This is a genomic window from Pseudomonas sp. LBUM1674 (assembly GCF_059695635.1).
Window position 1 is genome coordinate 3,253,014 of the sequence record NZ_CP166779.1, and the last position, 24,324, is coordinate 3,277,337.

At 60.1% G+C, this 24,324-nt stretch carries 21 protein-coding genes and 2 pseudogenes; 16 read left to right on the forward strand and 7 right to left on the reverse strand.

Annotated elements, in window-relative coordinates; genetic code table 11:
* The first annotated feature begins 234 nt into the window (after window positions 1–234).
* Window positions 235–1,545, forward strand: a complete 1,311-nt coding sequence (locus tag ACA067_RS15010; protein WP_497462484.1) for an OprD family porin — start codon at window positions 235–237, stop codon at window positions 1,543–1,545.
* Between the two features lie 57 nt (window positions 1,546–1,602).
* On the opposite strand, the gene ACA067_RS15015 is transcribed toward ACA067_RS15010, so the two are convergent.
* The gene (locus tag ACA067_RS15015) at window positions 1,603–2,091 is read right to left on the reverse strand and encodes a MarR family winged helix-turn-helix transcriptional regulator (RefSeq protein WP_497462485.1); all 489 of its coding nucleotides are present in this window, start codon (window positions 2,089–2,091) and stop codon (window positions 1,603–1,605) included.
* A 212-nt stretch (window positions 2,092–2,303) separates the two neighbouring features.
* Between ACA067_RS15015 and ACA067_RS15020 the strand changes: the two genes are divergently transcribed.
* The 8 genes from ACA067_RS15020 (at window position 2,304) to ACA067_RS15055 (ending at window position 13,748) form a co-directional block, all read left to right on the forward strand.
* The gene (locus ACA067_RS15020; protein ID WP_497462486.1) at window positions 2,304–3,134 is read left to right on the forward strand and encodes a p-hydroxycinnamoyl CoA hydratase/lyase; all 831 of its coding nucleotides are present in this window, start codon (window positions 2,304–2,306) and stop codon (window positions 3,132–3,134) included.
* A gap of 111 nt (window positions 3,135–3,245) precedes the next feature.
* Window positions 3,246–4,694: an aldehyde dehydrogenase gene (locus ACA067_RS15025; RefSeq protein WP_497462487.1), complete on the forward strand. Its 1,449-nt coding sequence runs from the start codon at window positions 3,246–3,248 to the stop codon at window positions 4,692–4,694.
* 149 nt (window positions 4,695–4,843) lie between these two features.
* Entirely contained in the window at window positions 4,844–6,727 is a 1,884-nt protein-coding gene (locus ACA067_RS15030) for a feruloyl-CoA synthase (RefSeq protein WP_497462488.1), read from the forward strand.
* Window positions 6,724–7,965 carry a thiolase family protein gene (locus tag ACA067_RS15035; protein ID WP_497462489.1) on the forward strand — a complete coding sequence of 414 codons (1,242 nt, stop codon included), beginning with the start codon at window positions 6,724–6,726 and terminating at the stop codon, window positions 7,963–7,965. The genes ACA067_RS15030 and ACA067_RS15035 overlap by 4 nt, the downstream gene beginning before the upstream one ends.
* Window positions 7,966–8,023: 58 nt before the next feature.
* A complete protein-coding gene (locus ACA067_RS15040) occupies window positions 8,024–9,778 on the forward strand; it encodes an acyl-CoA dehydrogenase family protein (protein ID WP_497462490.1) in 1,755 nt (584 codons plus the stop codon).
* A gap of 416 nt (window positions 9,779–10,194) precedes the next feature.
* Complete coding sequence (locus ACA067_RS15045) at window positions 10,195–11,526, forward strand: MFS transporter (RefSeq protein WP_497462491.1); 1,332 nt, start codon at window positions 10,195–10,197, stop codon at window positions 11,524–11,526.
* Between the two features lie 158 nt (window positions 11,527–11,684).
* Entirely contained in the window at window positions 11,685–12,938 is a 1,254-nt protein-coding gene (locus ACA067_RS15050) for an OprD family porin (protein WP_497462492.1), read from the forward strand.
* A 96-nt stretch (window positions 12,939–13,034) separates the two neighbouring features.
* Window positions 13,035–13,748 (forward strand): GntR family transcriptional regulator, encoded by a 714-nt coding sequence (locus tag ACA067_RS15055; protein WP_497462493.1) that lies wholly within the window; start codon window positions 13,035–13,037, stop codon window positions 13,746–13,748.
* Window positions 13,749–13,754: 6 nt separating this feature from the next.
* Here ACA067_RS15055 and ACA067_RS15060 read toward each other — a convergent pair whose 3' ends face one another.
* Window positions 13,755–14,705: a PDR/VanB family oxidoreductase gene (locus ACA067_RS15060; protein ID WP_497462494.1), complete on the reverse strand. Its 951-nt coding sequence runs from the start codon at window positions 14,703–14,705 to the stop codon at window positions 13,755–13,757.
* 104 nt (window positions 14,706–14,809) lie between these two features.
* Window positions 14,810–15,877: a Rieske 2Fe-2S domain-containing protein gene (locus ACA067_RS15065; protein WP_497462495.1), complete on the reverse strand. Its 1,068-nt coding sequence runs from the start codon at window positions 15,875–15,877 to the stop codon at window positions 14,810–14,812.
* A gap of 695 nt (window positions 15,878–16,572) precedes the next feature.
* Here ACA067_RS15065 and ACA067_RS15070 point away from each other — a divergent pair.
* On the forward strand, window positions 16,573–17,163 hold the full coding sequence (locus tag ACA067_RS15070) for a cyclodeaminase/cyclohydrolase family protein (protein ID WP_497462496.1): 591 nt from the start codon (window positions 16,573–16,575) through the stop codon (window positions 17,161–17,163).
* Window positions 17,164–17,368: 205 nt separating this feature from the next.
* Here the strand turns inward: ACA067_RS15070 and ACA067_RS15075 are convergent, their stop codons facing one another.
* Together ACA067_RS15075 and ACA067_RS15080 are read right to left on the reverse strand one after the other, a co-directional pair.
* Window positions 17,369–18,697, reverse strand: coding sequence for an SDR family oxidoreductase (locus ACA067_RS15075; protein WP_497462497.1), 1,329 nt, complete (start codon window positions 18,695–18,697; stop codon window positions 17,369–17,371).
* A gap of 140 nt (window positions 18,698–18,837) precedes the next feature.
* Window positions 18,838–19,395: an ATP-dependent Clp protease proteolytic subunit gene (locus tag ACA067_RS15080; protein ID WP_339552187.1), complete on the reverse strand. Its 558-nt coding sequence runs from the start codon at window positions 19,393–19,395 to the stop codon at window positions 18,838–18,840.
* A gap of 262 nt (window positions 19,396–19,657) precedes the next feature.
* Between ACA067_RS15080 and ACA067_RS15085 the strand changes: the two are divergent.
* Both ACA067_RS15085 and ACA067_RS15090 read left to right on the forward strand, forming a co-directional pair.
* Window positions 19,658–19,819: pseudogene (locus tag ACA067_RS15085) on the forward strand (con-10 family general stress protein); the annotation flags it as partial.
* A gap of 442 nt (window positions 19,820–20,261) precedes the next feature.
* On the forward strand, window positions 20,262–20,573 hold the full coding sequence (locus ACA067_RS15090) for a hypothetical protein (protein ID WP_497462498.1): 312 nt from the start codon (window positions 20,262–20,264) through the stop codon (window positions 20,571–20,573).
* Window positions 20,574–20,941: 368 nt separating this feature from the next.
* On the opposite strand, the gene gfa is transcribed toward ACA067_RS15090, so the two are convergent.
* Window positions 20,942–21,520 (reverse strand): S-(hydroxymethyl)glutathione synthase, encoded by a 579-nt coding sequence (gfa, locus tag ACA067_RS15095; RefSeq protein ID WP_497462499.1) that lies wholly within the window; start codon window positions 21,518–21,520, stop codon window positions 20,942–20,944.
* A gap of 79 nt (window positions 21,521–21,599) precedes the next feature.
* On the opposite strand from gfa, the gene ACA067_RS15100 reads away from it, so the two are divergent.
* The 3 genes and pseudogenes from ACA067_RS15100 to ACA067_RS15110 all read left to right on the forward strand — a co-directional run bounded on the left by ACA067_RS15100 (window position 21,600) and on the right by ACA067_RS15110 (window position 22,762).
* Entirely contained in the window at window positions 21,600–21,725 is a 126-nt protein-coding gene (locus ACA067_RS15100; RefSeq protein WP_497462500.1) for a hypothetical protein, read from the forward strand.
* Between the two features lie 35 nt (window positions 21,726–21,760).
* Window positions 21,761–21,862: pseudogene (locus tag ACA067_RS15105) on the forward strand (AraC family transcriptional regulator); the annotation flags it as partial.
* A 216-nt stretch (window positions 21,863–22,078) separates the two neighbouring features.
* Entirely contained in the window at window positions 22,079–22,762 is a 684-nt protein-coding gene (locus tag ACA067_RS15110; protein ID WP_497462501.1) for a dTMP kinase, read from the forward strand.
* A gap of 31 nt (window positions 22,763–22,793) precedes the next feature.
* Here ACA067_RS15110 and ACA067_RS15115 read toward each other — a convergent pair whose 3' ends face one another.
* Window positions 22,794–23,672: a LysR family transcriptional regulator gene (locus tag ACA067_RS15115; protein ID WP_497462502.1), complete on the reverse strand. Its 879-nt coding sequence runs from the start codon at window positions 23,670–23,672 to the stop codon at window positions 22,794–22,796.
* Between the two features lie 204 nt (window positions 23,673–23,876).
* Between ACA067_RS15115 and ACA067_RS15120 the strand changes: the two genes are divergently transcribed.
* Window positions 23,877–24,302 (forward strand): VOC family protein, encoded by a 426-nt coding sequence (locus tag ACA067_RS15120; RefSeq protein WP_497462503.1) that lies wholly within the window; start codon window positions 23,877–23,879, stop codon window positions 24,300–24,302.
* The last annotated feature ends 22 nt before the right edge of the window (window positions 24,303–24,324 follow it).

Here is a 24,324-nt window from a genome sequence, read left to right on the forward strand (position 1 = left end):
ACTAAAAAATGAATACCGAATATTTTTTTCTGAAAATCACAATTAAACTCTATTGAATCAGATAGATAGCATTGCGATGCAGGGAAATCGATAAAATAGATAATAATATTAATGTTCGTTTATCGGTCACTCACGATTGACTCCACGCCCGGCTGTTTCCATTCTCTGGCCGGAGATCTGCGGGATAACCAACGATCCCGTTCAAAAAACAACAACAATAAGTGGACATCAAACATGCCAAACCTTCATTGGGACGCCCTTGCGGCGGCTTCAACCTTACCTGCTCGCGCACGTGACCTGGCCTTGCTGGGCCTGAGTTTGATTGCACCATCGGCGCTGGCTGACGGCTTCATCGATGACAGTCACGGCACCTTGACCTTGCGCAATTACTACCTGGATCGGGATTACAAGGACGACGGAGCGAAAACCGCGGCACGGGAATGGGCTCAGGGTTTCATCATGAATGTGGAGTCGGGCTTTACCCCGGGGAGTGTCGGCTTCGGCCTGGACGCCCGTGGGTTGATGGGGGTCAAGCTGGATTCGGCGCCGGACCGCAGCGGCACTGAGTTGCTGCCGGTGTCCAGCAGCGACAAGCGCGCGGCGGACGAGTATTCACGCCTGGCCATGACCGCCAAGATGCGTGTTGCCCAGACCACGGTGAAGACCGGCGACGTGTCGATCTTCCTGCCATTTGCTTTCGCCAGCCCGTCGCGGCTGCTGCCGCAGACTTTTCGCGGCACCACGCTCAGCTCAAAGGACATCGACGGACTGACCGTCAACACCGGCTACATCGATCGCATCAACAAGCGTGATTCCACCGACTATCAGCCGATGAGCATCGCTTCGCCAAACGGGCGTTTCAACGGCGCGGCCACCTCATCGCACATGGCCTATGTCGGCGGCGATTACCAGGTGAACAAGGACCTCAGCCTGCGCGTGTATCACGCCGAAGTGGCGGACCTGTATCAGCAGAACACCTTGGCGTTGCTGCACACGGTACAGGTGGGTGAGGGCACGCTGACCAGCGACCTGCGCAGTTTTTTCAGCGATGAAGAGGGCAGCGCCAAGGCCGGCAAAGTGGACAACCGCAACCTTTCGGCGCTGTTCGGTTATCGCTTTGGCGGCCATCGCCTGAGCCTGGGCTATATGCACGCCAGTGGCGACACGGCGACGCCTTATGTGTCGGGCACCGAGTTGATGGGCATGAGCGAGCTGACCATGAGTTCGGACTTTCTCAATGCCAGGGAGCGAACCTGGCAGGCGATCTACGACTATGACTTCGCCGCCGCCGGGGTGCCCGGCCTGAAGAGCCGCCTGCGTTATGTGCGCGGTGACCATATCGAACTGGCGGCGTTTAATGCCGACGACCGCAAGGAGCGGGAGTTCCAGATGGAACTGGGGTATGTGTTCCAGAGTGGTCCGCTGAAGAATGTCGGGCTGATGGCCCGCAAGTCGATCTATCGCAATGACTTCCCTGATGGTGCGGCGTTTCGCGATGAAAACCAGACCCGCTTTCTGGTGCTCTACACCGTGCCGATCTGGTAAGCCCTTTACCTGCCATAAGGCCAGCCGTTCCCCCAGGAATGCGCTGGCATTGGCGTTTCAAGCTTGATAGACCTTTTTCAGCAACCTAAGTAGTTCTTCGCGTTCCTGGCTGTCGAGAGCGGACGTGGCATCCATGTCGCTCTCGGCAGCGATCAGTTTCAATTCCTTGAGCAGCGTCTCGCCGGTCTTGCTGAGAAATATCCCATAGGAGCGTTTGTCCGGTTTGCAGCGTACCCGTACCGCGAGCGCACGCTCTTCGAGTTTGTTAAGCAGCGGTACCACTTGGGGCGGCTCAATGGCCAATGCTTTCGCCAGGTCAGACTGCATCAGCCCAGGGTGCCGCTCGATGATCGCCAGTGCCGAGAACTGCGCGGGCCGCAAATCGTGGGTCGACAGTCGGCTGATCAAATTCTGGAACAGTTTCAGCTGGGCCCGGCGCATGGCGTAACCGATCAGCTCGTCCAATGCGGAGTCCATCGGCGCCTGAATTTCAACGTCGTGGGCCAGGGCTTCGGGGGCAGCGACATTCTTGGACGACTTGGCCATTGCGGGGAAATCCCTCGGGTTTCAGGTTAATAAAGATATCTAGTTTGACGAGGTTAGGCAGGAATAGCTACGGCAGGAGGCTAACGCGCGAACCTTTGTAGGGATTCGATGAGGAAAAATATTTGGTTAATTCGATTAATAGTTAATTGACATAACTAATTTGCCGGTTTAGTTTTTACCCATCGTCAAGCCAAGAACAAGAGAGCATCGCCATGAGCAATTACGAAGGTCGCTGGACAACGGTCAAAGTGGAAATCGAGGAAGGCATCGCGTGGGTCATCCTCAACCGTCCGGAAAAGCGCAACGCCATGAGCCCGACCCTGAACCGCGAGATGATCGACGTTCTGGAAACCCTGGAGCAGGATCCGGACGCGGGCGTGTTGGTGCTGACCGGTGCGGGCGAAGCCTGGACCGCAGGCATGGACCTCAAGGAATACTTCCGTGAAGTGGACGCCGGCCCGGAAATCCTCCAGGAAAAAATCCGCCGCGAAGCCTCTCAGTGGCAATGGAAACTGCTGCGCATGTACGCCAAGCCGACCATCGCCATGGTCAACGGCTGGTGCTTCGGTGGCGGTTTCAGCCCGCTGGTGGCCTGTGACCTGGCAATCTGCGCCGACGAAGCGACCTTCGGCCTCTCGGAAATCAACTGGGGCATTCCGCCGGGCAATTTGGTGAGCAAGGCCATGGCCGACACCGTGGGCCATCGCCAGTCGCTGTACTACATCATGACCGGCAAGACCTTCGGCGGGCAGAAAGCTGCCGAGATGGGCCTGGTCAACGAGAGCGTACCCCTGGCGCAATTGCGTGAAGTGACGGTTGAACTGGCGCTTAATCTGTTGGAGAAGAACCCGGTGGTGCTGCGCGCAGCCAAGCATGGCTTCAAGCGTTGCCGCGAGCTGACCTGGGAGCAGAATGAGGATTACCTCTACGCCAAGCTCGATCAGTCGCGCTTGCTCGACACCGAAGGCGGTCGCGAGCAGGGAATGAAGCAGTTCCTCGACGACAAGAGCATCAAGCCCGGTCTGCAGGCGTATAAACGCTGAAGCCCGCCGGGACGAACAGCGGGGTCCATCCTGCTGTTCGTTGCCCCACGGCGGCACTACTGTTACACCCCTCGAATGCATTCCCGATAAAGACAAGAAAGAGGAATCACCATGCTGGACGTGCCCCTGTTGATCGGCGGCCAGTCGTGCTCCGCCGGCGACGGTCGAACCTTCGAACGCCGCAACCCGGTGACCGGTGAAGTGGTGTCGCGGGTTGCCGCCGCGACCCTGGAAGATGCCGACGCCGCAGTAGCCGCGGCCCAGGCGGCGTTCCCCGCCTGGGCGGCCCTGGCCCCCAATGAACGACGTACGCGCTTGCTCAAGGCGGCTGAGCAATTGCAGGCGCGCAGCGCCGAGTTTATTGCCGCCGCCGGCGAGACCGGGGCCATGGCCAACTGGTACGGCTTCAACGTGCGCCTGGCGGCCAATATGCTGCGTGAAGCGGCGTCGATGACCACCCAGATCAACGGCGAAGTGATCCCCTCGGATGTGCCTGGCAGTTTTGCCATGGCCCTGCGCCAACCCTGCGGCGTGGTGCTCGGCATCGCCCCGTGGAACGCTCCGGTGATTCTCGCCACCCGCGCCATCGCCATGCCCCTGGCCTGCGGCAATACCGTGGTGCTCAAGGCCTCGGAACTGAGCCCGGCGGTGCACCGCCTGATCGGCCAGGTATTGCAGGACGCCGGCCTGGGCGATGGCGTGGTCAATGTCATCAGCAATGCCCCGGCCGATGCCGCCGCCATTGTCGAACGCTTGATCGCGAACCCGGCGGTGCGGCGGGTCAACTTCACCGGCTCGACCCATGTTGGGCGGATTGTCGGCGAGCTCTCGGCGCGCCACCTCAAACCAGCGTTGCTGGAACTGGGGGGCAAGGCGCCGTTGCTGGTGCTGGATGACGCCGACCTGGATGCGGCAGTCGATGCGGCAGCTTTTGGCGCCTACTTCAATCAGGGGCAGATCTGCATGTCCACCGAGCGCCTGATCATCGACACCAAGGTCGCCGACGCCTTTGTCGTCAAGCTGGCGGCCAAGGTCGCGACCCTGCGTGCGGGTGATCCGGCGGCTGAAGACTCGGTGCTCGGCTCCCTGGTCGATGCCAGTGCCGGTACGCGGATCAAGGCGCTGATCGACGATGCCCTGGGCAAGGGCGCACGGCTGGTGGTCGGCGGGCAACTGGACGGCAGCATTTTGCAGCCGACCCTGCTGGACGGCGTCACCGGCCAAATGCGTCTGTACCGCGAGGAATCATTCGGTCCGGTGGCTGTGTTGCTGCGCGGTGAGGGCGATGAAGAGTTGCTGCGTCTGGCCAACGATTCCGAGTTCGGCCTATCGGCGGCGATTTTCAGCCGCGACACCAGCCGCGCCCTGGCCCTGGCGCAACGGGTCGAGTCGGGCATCTGCCACATCAACGGCCCGACCGTGCACGATGAAGCGCAAATGCCGTTTGGCGGGGTCAAGTCCAGCGGCTACGGCAGTTTTGGCGGCAAAGCCTCGATCGAACACTTCACCCAATTGCGTTGGGTCACCTTGCAGAACGGTCCACGGCACTACCCGATCTGATCCGTCGCCACGGGCGCAGGCTCCTTGGAGTCCGTCGCCCGTGTGCAGGCCAGGCATAACAATAACAAGGCCGCAGCCACTGGCTGCCATGCTTGCTGCCCGTCGCCCTGCGTGCGCGGCGCAGGCGTGCCTTGATGGAGGACACGTACGTGAGTTCCGAATTCAGAGCACCATCCCAACCCGTGGCCAACCCGCCGCGTTACCGCCAAGTGTCCATCGGCCGGCCATCGGTCGAGGTCAGTGAAGTGCAGGGCGTGTTGCATATGCGCTCCCTGGAGCCACTCGTCGAGCTGCCTTCGCGGCTGCTCGATCGTCTGGTGCATTGGGCCCAGGTGCGCCCCGAGCAGACCTTTATTGCCGCGCGCCAGGCCGGCGGCGAATGGCGCCGAGTCAGCTATGCCGAAATGCTCGACAGCGTGCGGGCCATCGCCCAGGGCCTGCTGAGTTACGGGCTGTCGGCCGACAAGCCCCTGGCGCTGCTCTCGGGCAATGACATCGAACACCTGCAACTGGCCCTGGGCGCGATGTACGCCGGGATTCCCTATTGCCCAGTGTCGCCGGCCTATTCGCTGCTGTCCCAGGACTTTGCCAAGCTGCGCCATGTCTGCGACCTGTTGCAGCCGGGCCTGGTGTTTGTCAGCGATGCCGGCGTTTACCAGCGCGCCATCGACGCCGTGCTGCCGCCTGACACGCCGCTGATCACCGTGCGGGGCCAGGTGCCGGGACGCAGCCAGGCGAGCTTTGCCAGCCTGCTCGAACAGCCCGGCGGCGCCGAGGCCGACGCTGCCTTCGCCGCCACCGGCCCGGACAGCATCGCCAAGTTTTTGTTTACCTCGGGCTCGACCAAATTGCCAAAGGCGGTGATCACCACCCAGCGCATGCTCTGCGCCAACCAGCAGATGCTGTTGCAGACCTTCCCAGTGTTCGGCGAAGAACCACCGGTGCTGGTGGACTGGCTACCGTGGAATCACACCTTCGGCGGCAGCCACAACGTCGGCATCGTGTTGTACAACGGCGGCAGTTTTTACCTGGACGACGGCAAGCCCACGGCCCAGGGCTTCGCGCAAACATTGCGCAACCTCAAGGAAGTCTCGCCCACCGCCTACCTGACCGTGCCCAAGGGTTGGGAAGAACTGGTCAATGCCCTGGAGCAGGACGCCGAACTGCGGGAGTGTTTTTTCAAGCGCATGAGCCTGTTTTTCTTCGCTGCCGCCGGGCTCTCGCAAAGTCTCTGGGACCGCCTCGACCGGGTCGCCGAGCAGCACTGCGGCGAACGCATCCGGATGATGGCCGGGCTCGGCATGACCGAGGCTTCGCCGTCCTGCACCTTTACCACCGGGCCTTTGTCCATGGCCGGCTACATTGGCCTGCCGGCGCCGGGTTGCGAAGTACGCCTGGTGCCGGTGGACGGTAAACTCGAAGGACGCTTTCGCGGTCCGCACATCATGCCCGGCTACTGGCGCGCACCGCAGCAGACCGCCGAGGTATTCGACGCCCAGGGCTTCTACTGCTCGGGCGACGCGCTCAAGCTCGCCGACCCGCGTGACCCGCAACTGGGGCTGATGTTCGACGGGCGCATCGCCGAGGATTTCAAACTGTCGTCCGGGGTCTTTGTCAGTGTCGGGCCGCTGCGCAATCGCGCGGTGCTCGAGGGCTCGCCCTATGTCCAGGACCTGGTGATTGCCGCGCCGGACCGCGAATGCCTGGGAGCCCTGGTGTTTCCACGGCTGTACGAATGCCGGCGGCTGGCGGGCCTGGGCGCCCAAGCGAGCGACGCCCAAGTGTTGGACAGCGAGCCGGTACGCCAATGGTTCGGCGACTGGTTGCAGCGGCTCAATCGCGAGGCCACAGGTAATGCCAGTCGCCTGGAATGGATTGCCTTGCTCGACGAGCCGGCCTCCATCGACCGTGGGGAAATCACCGACAAAGGCTCGATCAATCAGCGCGCGGTGTTGCAATGGCGCGCGGCCAGGGTCGAGGCGCTGTATCGCGGCGAAGACTCGACCATCCTGCGCGCCGGGCCCAAGCCGTGAGTAGCGCCGGGCAATACTCGGCCTTTGCCGATGCGGCGATTTTCGACGCCGTGCGCACCCCTTGGGTCGACCTCGGCGGGGCCCTGGCCCAGGTTTCGCCGATCGACCTGGGGATCAAGGTCGGCCGTGAAGTGCTGGGCCGGGCCGGCATCGACCCACTGGCGGTGGACAGCGTGCTGGCCGGCTCCATGGCCCAGGCCAGCTTCGATGCCTACCTGCTGCCACGGCATATCGGGTTGTACAGCGGCGTGGCGCAATCGGTCCCGGCGCTGGGGGTGCAGCGCATCTGCGGCACCGGCTTCGAGCTGTTGCGCCAGGCCGCTGAACAGCTGCGCGACGAGGTGCAACTGGCCTTGTGCGTAGCCAGTGAATCGATGTCGCGCAATCCGATTGCCGCCTACACCCACCGGGACGGATTTCGTCTCGGTGGTGGGGTCGAGTTCAAGGATTTTCTCTGGGAAGCCCTGTACGACCCGGCCCCCGGGCTGGACATGATCGCCACCGCCGACAACCTGGCGCGGCGCTATGAGCTGAGCCGCGAGGCGGTGGACCGCTATGCCTGCGACAGTCATCAGCGGGCCTTGCTGGCGCAGCGCGCAGGGGCCTGGGTCGGGGAAATCGTCGCCGTGGATAACCAGCTGTTTGAACTGGAGGGCTATCAGGCGCGCGGCATCAACCTGCCGCGCCGGGCCAGTGCCGTCACCGAGGACAGCCATCCACGGCCCACCGACTTTCCGGCCCTGGCCCGCCTGCGAGCGATGCACGCCGGCGGCGTACAAACCGCCGGTAACAGTTGCGCGGTGGTCGATGGCGCGGCGGCGGCGTTGGTGGGGCGGGCCTCGGCTTGCGCGCGCCCGGCCCTGGCTCGGTTGCTGGCCAGTGCGGTGGTTGGCGTGGCGCCAGAATTCATGGGCATCGGCCCGGCGCCGGCGATTCGCCTGCTGCTGCAACGCAGTGGGCTTAACCTGGACGACATCGACCGTTTCGAGATCAACGAAGCCCAGGCCGCCCAGGTGCTGGCGGTGGCCCGGGAACTGGAGCTGGACAGTGCCCGGCTCAACGTCCAGGGCGGTTCCCTGGCGCTGGGGCATCCCCTGGCCGCTACCGGCCTGCGCCTGGTCATGAGCCTGGCCCGGCAATTACGCCAGCACAACCTGCGTTACGGGATTGCCGCTGCGTGTGTGGGCGGCGGGCAGGGCATGGCGTTGCTGATCGAGAACCCGGCGTACCGCGCCTGAGGCTTTATCGGCCCGTCCAGCGGGGCGGGCGACTCTTTTCTATCCGATGAGGTTTCCCATGTGGAGCTATCAGGCGCCCCTGCGCGATATGCAATTTGTGCTCGAACACTGGCTGCAGGCGCCCATGGCGTGGCACCGCAGTCCGGCGTTCGAAGGTCTGGATCTACCCCTGGCGGTACAGGTGCTGGAACAGGCGGGACGTTTCAGCCAAGGCGTGCTGGCACCGTTGAACAGCAGCGGCGATCGCCAGGGCTGCCGCTGGACGGCAGGGCAGGTCAGTACCCCGGACGGCTTTGCCGACGCCTACCGAGCGTATGTCGACGGTGGCTGGCCTGCGCTGGCCTGCGCCGAAGCGCTGGGCGGGCAAGGCCTGCCGCAACTGCTCGACGCGGCGCTGCAAGAGATGCTCTACGCCAGCAACCACGCCTGGGCCATGTACACCGGCATCTCGCACGGCGCCTACCTGTGCCTCAAGCACCACGGCGCGCCCTGGTTGCAGGAGCGCTACCTGCCCGACATCGTCAGTGGCCAGGCCTTGCCCACCATGTGCCTGACCGAGCCCCAGGCCGGCAGCGATGTCGGGCTGCTGCGCTGTCGCGCCGACCCCCAGGACGATGGCAGCTATCACCTGCATGGCAACAAGCTGTTTATCTCCGGCGGCGAGCACGATCTCACGGGCAATATCCTGCACCTGGTGCTGGCGCGCTTGCCGGGTGCGCCGTCGGGCAGTCGCGGTGTTTCCCTGTTCCTGGTACCCAAGCAACTGGACACTGGCCAGGCCAACCGCGTGCGCTGTGACGGCATCGAACACAAGATGGGCATCAAGGGCAGCGCCACCTGTTCCCTGGTGTTTGAAGGCGCCCGGGGCTGGCTGATCGGCGAGGCCAACCGGGGCCTGGCGGCCATGTTCGTGATGATGAACTCGGCGCGCCTGCATGTCGGCCTGCAAGGCCTGGGGCATGTCGAGGCAGCCTGGCAGAACGCCCGTGAGTATGGCGCCGAACGCCTGCAGATGCGCGCGCCGCTGCGACCGGAAGGCGTGGCGGCCCAAGCCGCCGACCCGATCAGTTATCACCCGGCCATGCGCCGGGTGTTACTGGAGCTGCGCACCACCAGCGAAGGCTTGCGGGCCATCGGCTACTGGGCCGCCCATTTGCTGGATCAGGCCGAGCATGACCCGGACCCGCAGGCGCGGCAGCAGGCCGGGCGACTGGCGCAGTTGTTGACGCCGATCATCAAGGCCTTTTTCACCGAGCAGGGGTTTCGCCAGGCGAGCAACGCCTTGCAAGTCTTCGGTGGTTACGGCTACGTCGCCGAGTTCGCCATCGAGCAGACTCTGCGTGACAGCCGCATCGCCATGATCTACGAGGGCAGCAACGAGATTCAGGCCAACGACCTGCTGCTGCGCCAGGTCCTGGGGGACCAGGGCTGCGCGTTCAGCCTGTTGTTGGCACAACTGCGCGAAGAGGCCAGGCAGGGCGGTAAATGGGCCGAATGCGCAGGTTTCGCCGTCGCCCTGGGCAGCCTGTGCGACGCGCTGGCGGCGGTGGTCGACGACATACGCGAACGGTCACGGGAAGACAGCGAATATCCCTATCGGGCCGCCGGGGATTTTCTTCAGTTGTGCGGCATGACCTTGCTGGCCCTCGCCTGGGCGCGAGCGGCGCGGGTCTCCAGGGCGCTGCCGGAAGAGGATCCGTTGCGCGCCGGCAAGCTGCAAAGCGCCGGGTTCTTTTTCAACTACTTGCCGTCCCGGGTGGCGCAGCACCTGGCAGCGATAGAGGGGGCACGGGCAGCCTTGGCATTTGTCTGACGGAGAATTAATGGATCCATTGGTAGACTCAGATCAATGTTACATACTAGAGGGACACCAAGACGCTTGTGGGTGTTCGATAATCGAACGGAAATATTCGTGCTGACTTAACGCTGCAATGCTTTGATATATAAGAAATAAATAAATTTATTCTGAGAGTTTTTCTTCGGACTGGAGCTGTTTTCAGGCGGATCCACACTAAAAGCCTCTTGCCTATGGATCCATTAGCGGGTTAATTAGCGCCCTGGCGATGGCAGGAGCCCTCCTGACCATTCCGATAAAAACTACAAGAAGGGTTTCGTCATGAATGGCTTATCAAGGGCGCGGAACTGCCTGGGTTCCGTCCGCCGCCTGTGTGTGTGCACGTTGCTGTCTGCTCTCCCATCACTGTGGGTTCATCGCGCGAAGGTCCTGTCATGAGCCTCGATCTGAAGAGCCGCGTGGACAGCGGCCCCATGACCTCCTTTCAATACCTGGCGATCGCCGTCTGCATTGTGCTGAACATGATTGACGGTTTCGACGTACTGGTAATGGCGTTTACCGCCGCCTCGGTATCGGCCGAATGGAGCCTGAGCGGGGCACAGATCGGCTTGCTGCTCAGCGCCGGACTGTTCGGCATGGCCGCCGGGTCATTGTTTATCGCACCCTGGGCCGACCGCTTCGGCCGGCGCCCGTTGATCCTCTTCTGCCTCGGGCTTTCCGGCCTCGGCATGCTGCTCTCGGCCCTGAGCCAGACTCCCGTGCAACTGGCCTTGCTGCGTGGCTTCACCGGCCTGGGCATCGGCGGCATCCTGGCCAGCAGCAACGTGATTGCCAGCGAGTACGCCAGCAAGCGCTGGCGCGGCCTGGCGGTCAGCCTGCAATCCACCGGCTATGCCCTGGGCGCGACCCTCGGCGGCTTGCTGGCGGTGTGGCTGCTGACCCACTGGGGCTGGCGCTCGGTGTTCCTGTTTGGCGGCGTGGTGACCTTGCTGGTAATTCCACTGGTGCTGCTATGGCTGCCGGAATCCCTGGATTTTCTGCTCGCCCGCCGCCCGGCCAACGCCCTGGCCCGGATCAATCGCCTGGCCCTGCGCCTGGAACAACCGGCGCTGGTGCAAATGCCGGCGCCGGTGCTCAAGCAGCCCGGTTCTGCCAGTGGTTTCGGCCAGCTCCTGGCGCCGGCCATGCGCCACACCACCTTGCTGATCTGGCTGTTGTTTTTCCTGGTGATGTTCGGTTTCTACTTCGTCATGAGCTGGACCCCGAAACTGCTGGTTGCCGCCGGCTTGTCGGCGCAGCAGGGAATTACTGGCGGGGTGCTGCTGAGCGTCGGCGGGATCTTCGGCGCGGCCCTGATCGGCGGCCTGGCCTCACGCTGGCCGCTGACCCGGGTGTTGTCGCTGTTCATGCTGATTACTGCCGGCTTGCTGGTGCTGTTCGTTGGCTCAGGCTCGTCGATTGCCGCGGCCCTGGGGCTCGGCTTGCTGATCGGCCTGTTCTCCAACGGCTGCGTCGCCGGGCTCTATGCGCTGTCGCCCGTGGTCTATGACGCCTCGGTGCGCGCCACCGGGGTCGGCTGGGGCATCGGTATCGGGCGCATCGGCGCGATTCTCTCGCCGATCGTGGCCGGCTTCCTGCTCGATGGCGGCTGGCAACCACTGCATCTGTATGGAGTGTTTGCCAGCGTCTTCGTGATGGCCGCCGGCTGCCTGTTGCTGCTCAAGCCGCCCAAGGTCGAGGCTCGGCCGGCGCTGGCCAGCGCCTGACCCTGGCGTGCAGCACTCACGCGCCAATACCCCTTCCGATGCCTTGACCGACTGATTGACGCCCGGCCGCGCCGGGCATTTTTGCAGCCAATGCTGGACGGGCCCTGAACGGCCTGTCTGGGAGCGGCTGCGCCTGTGAAAAGCGGAGAACAATAATAATGAACACCCCTTACTGCATCCTTGCGCGCTCGATGGCTGCGGCCTCGCTGACCCTGGGCGTCGGCCTGCCGGCCTGGGCTGAAGACGCCGGCTTTTTCGAGGATGCGAAGACCGATCTGCTGTTGCGCAACTATTACTTCAATCGGGATTTTCGCGATCCGGGAGCGGCCAAGAGCCAGGTCGAAGAGTGGGCCCAGGGCTTTATTCTCAAGTTCAACTCCGGCTACACCCCGGGTACCGTCGGCTTGGGCCTGGACGGTATCGCCATGTTCGGCGTCAAGCTCGACAGCAGCCGGGTGGCCAGTGGTTCGGAATTACTGCCGGTTCAGGACGACGGGCAGGCAGCGGATAACTTCGGGCGCGTCGGCGTGGCGCTGAAGATGCGCATTTCTGCCACCGAATTGAAGGTCGGAGAATTACTGCCGGATATCCCTGTGCTGCGTTACGACGATGGCCGGCTGCTGCCCCAGACCTTCCGCGGGGCCATGCTCGACTCACGGGAAATCGAAGGGCTGGGGTTAAAGGCCGGGCAATACCGCTCGGTGAGCCTGCGCAACTCTTCGGACATGGAGGATCTCTCGGCCTGGGCGGCTCCGGGAGTAACCTCCGATGGGTTCAATTACGCGGGTGCCGAATACCGCTTCAACCAGCAGCGAACCCTGGTCGGGGCCTGGCATTCGCAGTTGGAAGACATTTATCGGCAGAGCTACTTCAACCTGTTGCACAAGCAGCCGGTGGGCGGCTGGGTGCTGGGGGCGAACCTCGGTTACTTCATCGACAAGGATGATGGCCGCGCGCGTATCGGCGAGATACAGAGCCGCACCGCCTATGCCTTGCTCTCGGCGGCGACGGGCGGCCATACCTTGTACCTGGGGGTGCAAAAGGTCAGTGGCGACAGCCCGTGGATGTCCGTTTACGGCAGCAGTGGCCGGACCTTGGGCAACGATATGTTCAACGGTAACTTCAGCAACGCCGACGAGCGCTCCTGGCAGGCGCGCTATGACTACAACTTCGTCGCGATGGGTATTCCCGGGCTGTTGGCGATGGTGCGTTACGGCCATGGTGATAACGCCACTACCAGGGCTGGCAGTAACGGCAAGGAGTGGGAGCGTGATACTGAGGTGAGCTATACCTTCCAGAGTGGCAGCTTTAGGAACCTCAGTGTGCGGCTGAACAACGCCACCAACCGCCGCAGCTTCAACAGCGATTTCGACCAGACCCGGTTGATCGTCAGCTACCCGCTGTCACTGTAGGGGCTGTCTTTGAGATCGCTATCGCCGGCAAGCCGGCTCCTACAGGGTTAAGGCTTGCGGTACTATGGCGGCCCACGTTTTCTGGAAGCCGCCTGGATGAGTAAGCCCGGTCAATTAGTGCTGGTTGCGCTGCGCAAGATGATCGCCTCCGGCGAATTGGCGGCGGGTGAACGCTTGATGGAAATTCCCACGGCGCAGCTGTTCGGTGTGTCACGGATGCCGGTGCGCATGGCGTTCCGCACACTGGAGCAGGAAGGCTTGCTGGTGCGTTTTGGCGGGCGCGGATTTCAGGTGCGCTCGGTCAGTCCCAATGACATTGCCGGTGCGGTTGAGGTGCGGGGTGTGCTCGAAGGCCTTGCGGCGCGCCAGACCGCAGAGCGAGGGTTGTCGGACGAAGCCCGAGCGACCCTTGAGCTGTGCCTGTTGCAGGGTGATCAGCTGTTCGACAAGGGGTACGTAACCGTAGAGGACCTGGAGGTCTATCACGACCTCAACATGCGATTTCATGAGGTGATCGTCGAAGGCAGCCATAACCCGGCAATTGCCGACGCACTGGCGCGCAACGATCATTTGCCCTTCGCTTCGGTGACAGCCCTGGCAGTGGACCGCGACGACATGGCCCGCGAATACCGACGCTTCAACTACGCCCACATGCAACACCATTCGGTGTTCGACGCCCTGGTCAATCGCCAGGGCGCGCGGGCCGAAGCGATCATGCGTGAGCACGCCAATGCGACCTTGCGCTATGCCGAGATCTTCAGCTCCGCGGCGGCGGATGAGCGCATGAAGGTGATCCTGCGCACGGAGTGAATCGCGTCAGATATCCAGCACCAGCAGCGGCGTTTTCGAGCGTGAGCAGCAGGGCGTGAACTGGTCGTTGAGGGCCTGTTCATCCTCGGTGAGGAACAGGTCGCGGTGCTCAGGCACGCCTTCCAGCACGCGGGTCAGGCAGGTGCCGCAGATCCCTTGCTCGCAGGACATCGCGATCTCGATGCCGTGGCTTTCCAGGACCTGGACCACTGTCTTGTCGGCCGGCACCTCGAAGACCTGGCCACTACTGCCGACCTTGACCGAAAAGCTGCCGTCGTTGCTGCTGTCCAGCGGCGCGGCGGCGAAGTATTCGCGGTGCAGGCAGTCTTCCTGCCAGCCTTGGGCCCGGGCGCTATCCAGCACGTGCTGCATGAAGCCTCCCGGCCCGCAGACATACAGATGCACGTTGTCTTCCGGCGTCGCCAGGACCTTGGCGGCATCCAGGGCGGTGTGCGGTTGCTCATCGAAATGCAGGAATACCCGGTCGGCGAAGGGCGCGTCACGCAGGCGCTGGACAAAGGCCGCGCGCTCGCTGGAGCGGGCGCAATAATGCAGCTTGAAGTCGGCGCCGGCATGGGCCAGGCGCTCGGCCATGCACAGGATCGGGGTAATTCCAATACCGCCGGCGAACAACAGGCTGCGACGTGCCTGGTGGGCCAGGGGGAACAGGTTGCGCGGTTCGCTGATGCGCAGGCGTGCGCCACTGTGGATCTGTTCGTGCAGGCTCCGGGAGCCGCCCCGGGACGCCGGGTCCTTGAGGACGCCGATCAGGTAGCGATGCCGTTCCTCGGGGTGATTGCACAGGGAATATTGGCGGATCAGCCCGTCGGGCAGGTGCACGTCGATATGCGCGCCGGCGCTGAAGGCCGGCAGCGGGTGGCCATCGACGTTGGCCAGTTCAAAGCTGCAGATGTCCTGGGCTTCGTTGTTACGGGATACCACCATCACATCGATCATGTTCAGTCCTCGGAGCGTTGCCGCCGTCGGCGGTCACTTCTGGTTATTCGGCAAAGGGCACAGGCAAGGGAGGGGCGCGGCACCTTTAAGGTGCCGTGTCCGGGTCAGGCGGTGGCGGTGGCGGTGGCAATCAACTGCGGTTCGACCCTCTGTTCCTTGGCGATCACGCGCTCCAGGACCTTGCGCGATTGCACGCCGCCAGCATCGATATTCAGCTTGAGCAGGTTGCGTGCCGGGTGGGCGAGCAAGTTCTGTTGCTGACGCTCGAGCATCTCCAGGTCCTCACTGAAAATCTTGCCCTGACCTTCACGAATGCTCGCGGTCAAGGCTTCATCCTGCGGATTGAAGTTGCGCGCCATGCCCCAGAAGTACCAGATCGAGGTCTCTGTTTCCGGGGTGATGAAGTCGACGACGACGCTCGACGCCTTGAACTGCGGGTCGGCGTGGTAACCGCCTTTGCCGGCATGGGCCACGCCGACTTCAATCAGCACATGGCTGGGCGGGGTGAAGCGACAGATTTGCCAGCGGTCCACCGGTACATCGTCGGCCAGATTGTTGCCGCGCAGGGCCATGCGCCAGAAGGGTGGCGCCATGATGTTTTCCATGTGGCGGGCGGTGACCACTTCGTCACCTTCGACCGTGGTCAGCGACGGCGCTTCGTCGATTTCCTTTTGGCCGATGCTGGACGCGTGGACGTAGGTTTCGTGAGTCAGGTCCATCAGGTTGTCGATCATCAGGCGGTAGTCGCACTGAATGTGGAAAAGGTCACCGCCATAGGCCCACTCGTCGCTGACCGCCCATTCCAGGTGATGGATCAGCGTCGGATCGGCCAACGCCTGATCGCCGGGCCAGACCCAGATAAAGCCATAGCGCTCGACCACGGCGAATGTCTTGTTGCACGGGAAACCGCGAACCCGTTGCCCGGGCATTTCCACGGTCTTGCCATCGCACCCCATGACCAGGCCATGATAGCCGCAGACCAGATTGCCGTTGTGCACATAACCAAGGGACAGCGGTGCGCCGCGATGGGGGCAAAAATCCTCGACAGCGGCCACATTGCCTTCGTGCCCGCGGTAAAAAACCATCTTCTCACCACATATCTGACGGCCCAGTGGCTTGTCGGCGATTTCATCGGGCGTGCAGGCAACATACCAGGTGTTTTTGGGGTACATGGACATTCTCCAAGGCTATTTGTTTTTATTTAGTGGATCCATTAACGTAGATTTTCGCCCAGAATGTCAAATATATTCCTTGAATGGCGCGATCAATGGATCCATTGATCGCTCACCCAATAGATTGGCGAATGAGCGTCTCGAAAATGTACAGCCGTGTACGCCACGGACCCCGGTGTGTAAAGTGGAGAAGAATTTTCAAATTAAAGGTGCAACCCGAATGTCACAGACAGGAAGGGCGAAAACCAAAGCGCAGGACGCAGGCTGGGGCGCACCGTTCTTCAAGCCTGAAACGGGGGACATCAATCGGGTCATTCAGTTGTGGGATCCGGGGACCGCGGTCCGACGAAGAAACCGCGGCTGGTGCCTGGGGCCATGCCCCAGGCGACGGTGCAGATCGATTGCAATTCAAATGAACTTATTCAGCACGATAGGCTGAATTAGGACTGCCTTGCCTAGCAACAAATCATGCGCCGGGCGCGTACCGTGTTCACAGGCCGATCAACCTGAGGACGACGGTACGCACTGATCAACAACAGTTGGATGAGCATGACGTCGGTGAGAGGCTGGCGGACGACGAGCGCGTCAGCAGGGAAGATGAATCGGCGTGTGACGGAGCCAGGGTGACGCCGGCCCCAAGCGCTGAAGAGCGACTCCCCAACCAGTAACTCACTGCCTTGAAGGAGATGCTGCGGATGAGCATTTGGTCATCAAGTCTCGAGTCTTTTCGAGACAAAATTGCTGCTGATACTTCGGTACCAAGCTGTGGTGCCACGTCATGCGTCTGTGCCAGCTTCGGCCTTGCGCTTCTCCTCATGGCGCTACGTAAATCCGATACTCGCAACCTGGAAGACGAGCGGAAGTCGACCGTCTATGAGGTGGAGCAACTGATGGCCGTCATGAAGGCCCACGCCGACAATGATGTTCGGGCGTTCAGTGCTTTTATCGAAGAGCCACTGGCTGACTCTCAAGGTCACAGTCAGCAGCGAACACTGGAAATTACCTTAGGTGCACTCGCAGCTGCGAGATGCTGCCTTCAGGGCATCGAACTTGCGCAGAGGGGCTTACCCTGTGTGAAGCCATTCTTGCAGTGTGATGTGGTCGCCGCCGTATTAATCATGCACGCAAGCCTCTCGGCGCTATTGCTGAATGTCGATTCGGACGTTGATCAGCTCGTACCGTCAGCCAGGAGAACTGATCTGGTACATAGCCGCTCCGATCTTCAGCGAAAAGCCGATGAAGCGCTAGCTCGCGTCTGGCGTCAGGACAAACCGCTCTTGGTGTGAGCACACGGGCTAAACGCATGATCAAATCGATACAGAGCCTCGACAGCTGGCAAGATCATCAAGAGCAAGGGTGGAGTCAATGAACTGTTAGGGGGGCTTAGAAGCCTTGGTAGGGCCCATTTAAGAACAAAGGGCCCTCAGGGCCCTTTTTTATGTTCAGCGGTGCAACGGAAAACTTCACTAATAGTGGAGTAACCTGAAGTTGCTAACGGTAACGTTCTCGCCGTCCATGACGATTGAGCGCGTATAGGCATCCGCCAAGCAACAATGCCGCGCCGGCAGCAACCATGAAGGAAGGCCTGTGCTTGGCTGCACGCCAGCCACCTTCAATGCGGCGATCACCGCTTGGCGGTGTAAACAGATTGCCTGAGGACGATTCAGACTGTGGGCTGCGTTCAACACCCAGGCGAGTCAACCATCCTGACAGGAGGGGGAAGCCCGGTACCAGGAAATGCGCCAGACGGGCCATCGTGGCGGCACCTCCCACAGTGGTGCTGGGTCTTGGACGTAACGCACAGGCAACCATCGCCTGGGCTACGAGATGCGGATCATAGATGGGTGGCGGTGGCTTGAGCGCATGACCGGTAAAATTACCGGCATCACGAAATCCCGGTGTGTCCATGACAGCCGGATAGATGTCGCACACATGGATATCGGGATATCCGTTCAGCTCCCCGCGTAACGCTTCACTCAAGCCGCGCAAACCGTACTTACTGGCCGAATAAGCTGCTGCGTAAGGCTGCGCGACCCAGCTCCCCAGTGACAAGGTGTTGATCAACGTGCCGCGTTTTTGCGCCTTGAAGTAAGGCCATGCCACATAGGCACCGCGCAGGTAACCGAGCAGATCCGTTTGCAGCACCTGCTCATGTGCTTCAAGTGGAGTTTCCTCGAAGCTGCCTACCGCTCCGACACCCGCATTGTTAATCCAGATGTCGATGCATCCGTCGCCAAACGCGGCAGCTTGGTCTGCCAAAGCTCGCATCTGTTCGCTGTGTGTAACATCAGTTTGGACTGCCAAGGCTGTGGCACCGCGTGCAGCACATTCTTCGACGACTTCAGCAAGCGCGGCTTCGTCACGTGCCCCCAGTACCAGGCGAGCGCCCTCACTGGCGAATGCATGAGCTGCTGCGCGGCCTATGCCGCTTGATGCCCCGGTGATGACCACCAGTTTGTTGTAGAGGGCGCTTGTCGTGGCTTTGCAGTACACCTCAGAACGGTCTCCAACCTCCGATGAGGGTAAATCTACTGCGGCGTTGTATCGCACTTTGTGCAGTTTCAAACGTGCACCATCGATCAAGGTCAATGTCAGACCTTCAATGGTGCCGGCGACTCGATCTGGAAACACCGGTTCGCCTACAGAATCAAGTTCGTCGTATAAAAATTGCTGACCTTCCAGCCACCCGACGGCGGTCATTAATTCGGGGCCCAGGTAATATTTTCCGTCGAGAAAGAAGCCGGGAAAATTTCGTGTGCGTTCCAGGCTTTCGACGGCGTAACGTTCGCCAGGCTTCATACCGGTCAATGAGTCAATCATGGTGACATCCTCAGGTTCGCTGGTGTTGCGATAGAGGATGGGCTGCCATCAACGTTCCATCGAAATGACTGAAAGGCTTAGACGTTTCCACGTTCGGGTTCGACACGCCCTCTGAGTCAGGAATGAGGAATGGGCTCGGTTCATCCACCGCTGACTTTCCAATGTTTGACATCATCTGCAAACATCATTTGCTTCATCTCATGAGCAATGCCATAAGCCAGAGACTCATGTGCAGCGATGACTTTTTCCTCCGCTGAAAGGCAATGAAAAATATCGAGCTTGGTCTCTGCGTCAGCAGTTTCGATTGTGAAAATCTGCACGTAACGCGCGAGGTCGTTGTCGAGGCTCGACAGGTATTCACGCAGGCGCTGATGGTCCACTGATTTTTGGCTGAAGTACCAATTCATCGGGTGAATCAGGAAGCGTGAGTGGGGCGAGGTGATACGGCGGCCTGCCGCCAAAAACATAATGATGCCCATGGATTCGATGTTGCCCGCATTGATCGCGCATAGCGGTACCGGCAATGACTTCAGGAACGTGTAGAGGGTGAAGCCAAAGTTAGTGCTCCCCCCGCTTGTAGAAAGATTGAGGAGCAAGGAGGTGGCGCCTTGATCGATGGCTTCCAGGCAACAGTCCCGGAAGCGCTCAGTCGTTCCCTGATCGATCTGGCAATGAAAATGCACGATGTGTTCAGTCATCGATTGACCACCTGAGTGTGATGCATGGAGGACTTCTACGCGTTATCAAGTCTAGTAAACATCGAGCATTTGATCTGGAATCCGACGTAAGTCGCCCCTCCATGAGGCACAAGCCGTCCATCGAATGCGCGCATTTTAAGTGGAACCAAATAGACGGATCCACTCGTCGCGAGCCCAATATTTCCGATCAAACTTTCTGTTTTGCGCATCCTCCGAATTAGACGAGCCCATGCTCGTGCTAACGATGTAGAGGTGAACAAAAATGGCCAATACAGGAAACAAAAATCCAGGCAATTTTTCCAATGACCGGGACAAGGCTTCTGAAGCCGGTAAGAAAGGCGGAGAAGCCTCTGGCGGAAATTTTGCCAACGATCCACAACGCGCGTCTGAAGCAGGCCAAAAAGGTGGTCAAGCTTCCGGCGGACAACAATCCCGCGATAGCGATCGCATGTCCGGAGGCGGGCAGGGTACGAATCGCGGAGGCGAATTTGCCGACGATAAAGAAAACATGTCAAAACCAGGCCAAAAAGGTGGCCAGGCTTCAGGCGGACAACGATCCAGCAAGGCTGATCAATCGTCCAGCGGCGGGAAAGGAAGCGGAAGCGGCAGCAATCTCGCCGATGACCGCGATAAGTCCTCTGAAATGGGCCGTAAGGATGGTGGGATGAGCGAAGGTGGAGGACGCAAACCCTGATGCCGTCTGACCCCATCAAGCCCCGGATCTTTCGGGGCTTGATTTCGATATTGCCGGCCAATACTGAAATCCCAGCCTTGGCTCACAAACTCAGCAACCAATATGTTTGGGTGTGAGCACCGGCCTGCGCCTTGTTCACGAAACGACCTCTTAAAATTTCGAGGTTATTCAAATGCACCTGATTGAGATTTTTTTGCCGCTCAACACTAACGATGGCATACCTCAGCCCATCGAGCTTTTTCGTCGTGAACGGGAGCAGTTGGCCGATCAGTTTGGAGGAGTGACGGCGTTCACCCGCAATCCGGCGAAAGGTATTTCGCTGCTGAATGACAACGAAAGATCAGAAGACGAAATCATCGTTTATGAGGTCATGGTTGAAGCTGTTGATCGGCTTTGGTGGCAAAGCTACAAGCGTGATCTTGAAGAGCGTTTTCAACAGGAAGAAATTCTGATCCGTGTCACCGCCGTGAGTCTCATCCGCTAGCCAGAATCCCACCAGGTCACAACGACTCCAATGAATTCGAAACCTTGAATCTGCCCCGGAACAACGTGGTTTGCGATCATAGTGTATGCGGGCAAGCTTCCTCTGGAGAGTGTCGCGCATGTACTGGCGAGGGCGGCAGGCCACTGGGGATCAGCTGCGCACTACCTTTTCCGTACCCTGGAGCGGCAGCAAATCGTTTGCAGCGCTCATGCAGTCTGCCGCACGGATAGCGGAGGCTGGCTACGTGAGGGAAGGGGCGGGTCAGCTTGGTTGTTTAAGACCGAGCATCCCGAGCCGTTGTATTCGGCTCATTCAGTGGTGGGATGCCGGGGCCGCGGTCCGACGAAGAAACCGCGGCGGCCGATCAATCAGGCGGCGGGGAGCAGACCTTTCTGTTTGGCGACATGAGTCGCCAGTGCGTCCATCAAGTCCGGCGACAGGCAGTCATAGGTCTCCAGGCCGATCGAGCGCAGGCGCTCACGGATCGCCTTCATCTGCGCTGGCGGTGTGCCGGTTTCGATGATGGAGGATACGAACGCTGCGAAGCCCGGCGCAGCCCATCCACTCTGGGGAGAGAGCTCGGTGTGGACGAAGTCCAGGCCATAAAACGCATGGTCCTTGTTCTCGATGCGCCCGAAGAGATGGGCGTGGCACTGCTTGCAGGCGTGCCGCTGGATGGTGGCGGTTTCGTCGACGATTTCCAGCTTTTCAGCGTGGGCCGTGACGCTGACCTTATCCCGAGGGACTACGGCAACGACGGAGAATATCGCGTTTTGCGGTTTCCAGCATTTGCTGCAGCCGCACGCGTGGTTATGCAGGGTTTGTGCGTCGATCCTGACCTCGACCTTGTCGGTCGCACACAGGCATTGCAGGGTGCCACCGGTGAAATTCGCGGCGGCAGGTTGGATACCGTTGTCCAGTGCAGGGTGAAGTTTCAAGGTGTTCACGTTGGCTTCTCCGTTTCATGGGGTCAGACGAAAGTGCCTGGGGCCATGCACCAGGCGATGGTGCAGATCGATTGCCTTCATGCGTCAGGTCGAACGCTTCGTTGATTCGCTCCAGCGGCAGGGTGTGGGTGATGACAGGCGCCAATTCAAGCTCGCCGTCATCGCATCCTGGACCATCTTCGGCAACACTATGGCTCAGCAATAAGTATTGCTGATCCATAATTTTTAGCGCAGGGCATCCGCTTCTTTGGCCGAACGCCCCAGGCCGAGATCGAATGGATGAAGGCTACCTATGCGTTGCCTGCGCCGTCCACGCCATCAATCTATGTCTCGTCGCATTAGTGACGAGCCGGGCTGCGACGGCCTCAGTACCAGCGAGTCGCAGTGTCTCAGGTGGCGAGGACGCCTGGATTTTGAGATCCGTTAGCCAGAAACTGAGTTAGAGTGTTCATCAATGTCTGTTCATAAGGGCCCTCCACTCGATTCGCGTAGTCGCGCCAAGCGGTTCCAGCGAACGAACCGGGCAAAAAAAACCGTATATCAATCGTTATGTGAAGAATGAATCGTCCGCTGTTTGTTTCTCTAGATGGGCCCAAGGGAGCCGGCAAAACCACACTGTTGGAGGCCGTTACGAAAGTACTGAGGGCAGACAACAAGAAGGTGATCCGCCTTTGCGAGAAAAAAAGCGATCCCTATAGGGGTGAAACAATGGCTCTCGTTAACAAACTCGTCAGAAATCCCACCCGGGATTTGGAGTTGAGGGTTTGTGAGCGCTTTGCTGATAGCCGTACCTGGATTTCCCAGCACGTGCTGGCAAAACAGCCACCGGGCAGCATCATCCTGATCGATCGCTGGTACCCGTCTGATGCCGCCTTTCGCCGGATAGTCCCGTTTGCAGAGATTCTACGGTTGAACATTGATCGAAACGTGCGAGTGCCAGACCTGCATGTCGGGGTTGTCACCGCCCCTGAAATTTCATGGGCGAGGGCAGCGGCACGATCTCGTGGGTTGGGCAGTACGGTGATCCATAACCTGGAAGAGCATGTCGCTTGTACCAAGGCGTTCGAGCAAGCGATTGCAGATCACGGCTGGGTTTTATGCCGTAATGAAGGAACGATCGAAGACGCAACGATGCAGGTGATTTTTGAGATCTATAGAGTGCTTAAATGCCCCGTAGGCGAAGTTCGCTGCGCCGGCCTTGATGCGGTTGAGATAGCCGTAGATACCTCGAGGCCGGGATGACCCTTCGAGGGCCCTTTTTATTGTTCGGGTTTCATTCGGAACCAGGCGAAACCTGCTCACTGATAAGTTGAGCCAGTATGCGTACCGGTTCGGTAAAGCTTCGCCGAGCCCTGTGCACGAGCCCGATATCTCGATGGAAAGTGTGTTGGCCGAGGTCGAGCGCTCGTACACCGGCGGGCCATTCCTGATGGGTTGCCGTCTGTGGCACCAGCGCAATGCCTACACCATTTTCAACCAGCTTGATGATCGCCTCCAGTTCATCCAGCTCGCAAACCTCCCGCAACGTGAAATGCATCTGCCGCAGGAAGCGATCCACCTGCCTGCCCCCGAAGGATGACCGGTCGTACCGAATGAACGGCTGGCTGGAAAGCAGTTGCGACCAATCTTCTCCCGGCACATCCCGCGGCACGATCAGACGGTAGGGCTCAAGCACCAGGGTCGTCCAGCGCAGATCGCTTTGAAGCGAGAAGGGCGGGCGAATGATCACCGCCATGTCGATTTCGCCGGCATCCACCAGGTTGACCAACTCCATCGACAGCCCGGGGATTACTCGTGTGCGGCACTGCGGGCATTGTTGGTGAAACTTGGCCAGGGCGTCCGGTAAAAAGGAGCGCTGGACGGAAGCGATTGCACCGATGTTCACCAGAATGCTCGCGGGAAGTCCGACCGTGGTAGAGCCCAGATTGTCGTAGAGGCGAAGCAGCTCTTGCGCCTGTAGAAGTATCTGATGGCCCATCCTGTTGAGGTGGGCCGAGCGTCCTTTCCTGTCGAATATCTCGAAGCCAAGCTCGGCCTCCAGGCGCTGAATCTGTGCGCTCACGGCAGCCTGGGTGAGACCGATCTTGTTCCCGGCAGCAGCGAAAGTGCCTTCACGAGCTACAGCAATGAGTGTCTTGAGTTCTTTGATCATTCACAAATATTAATTGTATTTCTAAGAAATTTATATTGATTTTATTGTTTGGTTTGCCGCTCTACGATGTGGCTATCCCCCGACAACAGCCCGAACCTTTGAGCCGATGTCGGTGGGGCGGCGGATCTTGAAGCGTCGTGAAAAACCAACGGCCAGCATTCATACGCTCCGTCCTTCACCAACAAAAACTGTATTGGAGTTCTGATGAGCCTCTCGCCTTTCCACCTGGCAATCCCCGTTTACAACCTTGCTGGCGCACGCACCTTTTACGGCGAAGTGTTCGGCCTGGAAGAAGGTCGTTCCAGCAACCAATGGGTCGACTTTAATTTTTATGGCCACCAGCTGGTTATTCACGAACACCCAAAAACCGCTTCCCAGGAAAGCGTCCATAGCAACCCGGTAGACGGCCACAACGTACCTGTTCCGCACTTCGGCATCATTTTGGGCTGGGAACAATGGGAAGCGCTGGCCGAGCGCCTCAAGTCCTTTGGCACTGAGTTTGTGATCGAACCCTACATTCGTTTCAAAGGGCAGGTGGGCGAGCAAGCCACCATGTTTTTGTTTGACCCTTGTGGAAATGCCCTTGAATTCAAGGCGTTCAAGGATATGAGCCAGCTCTTCGCAAAATAAGAAAAGTGTTGGCACAACAGCG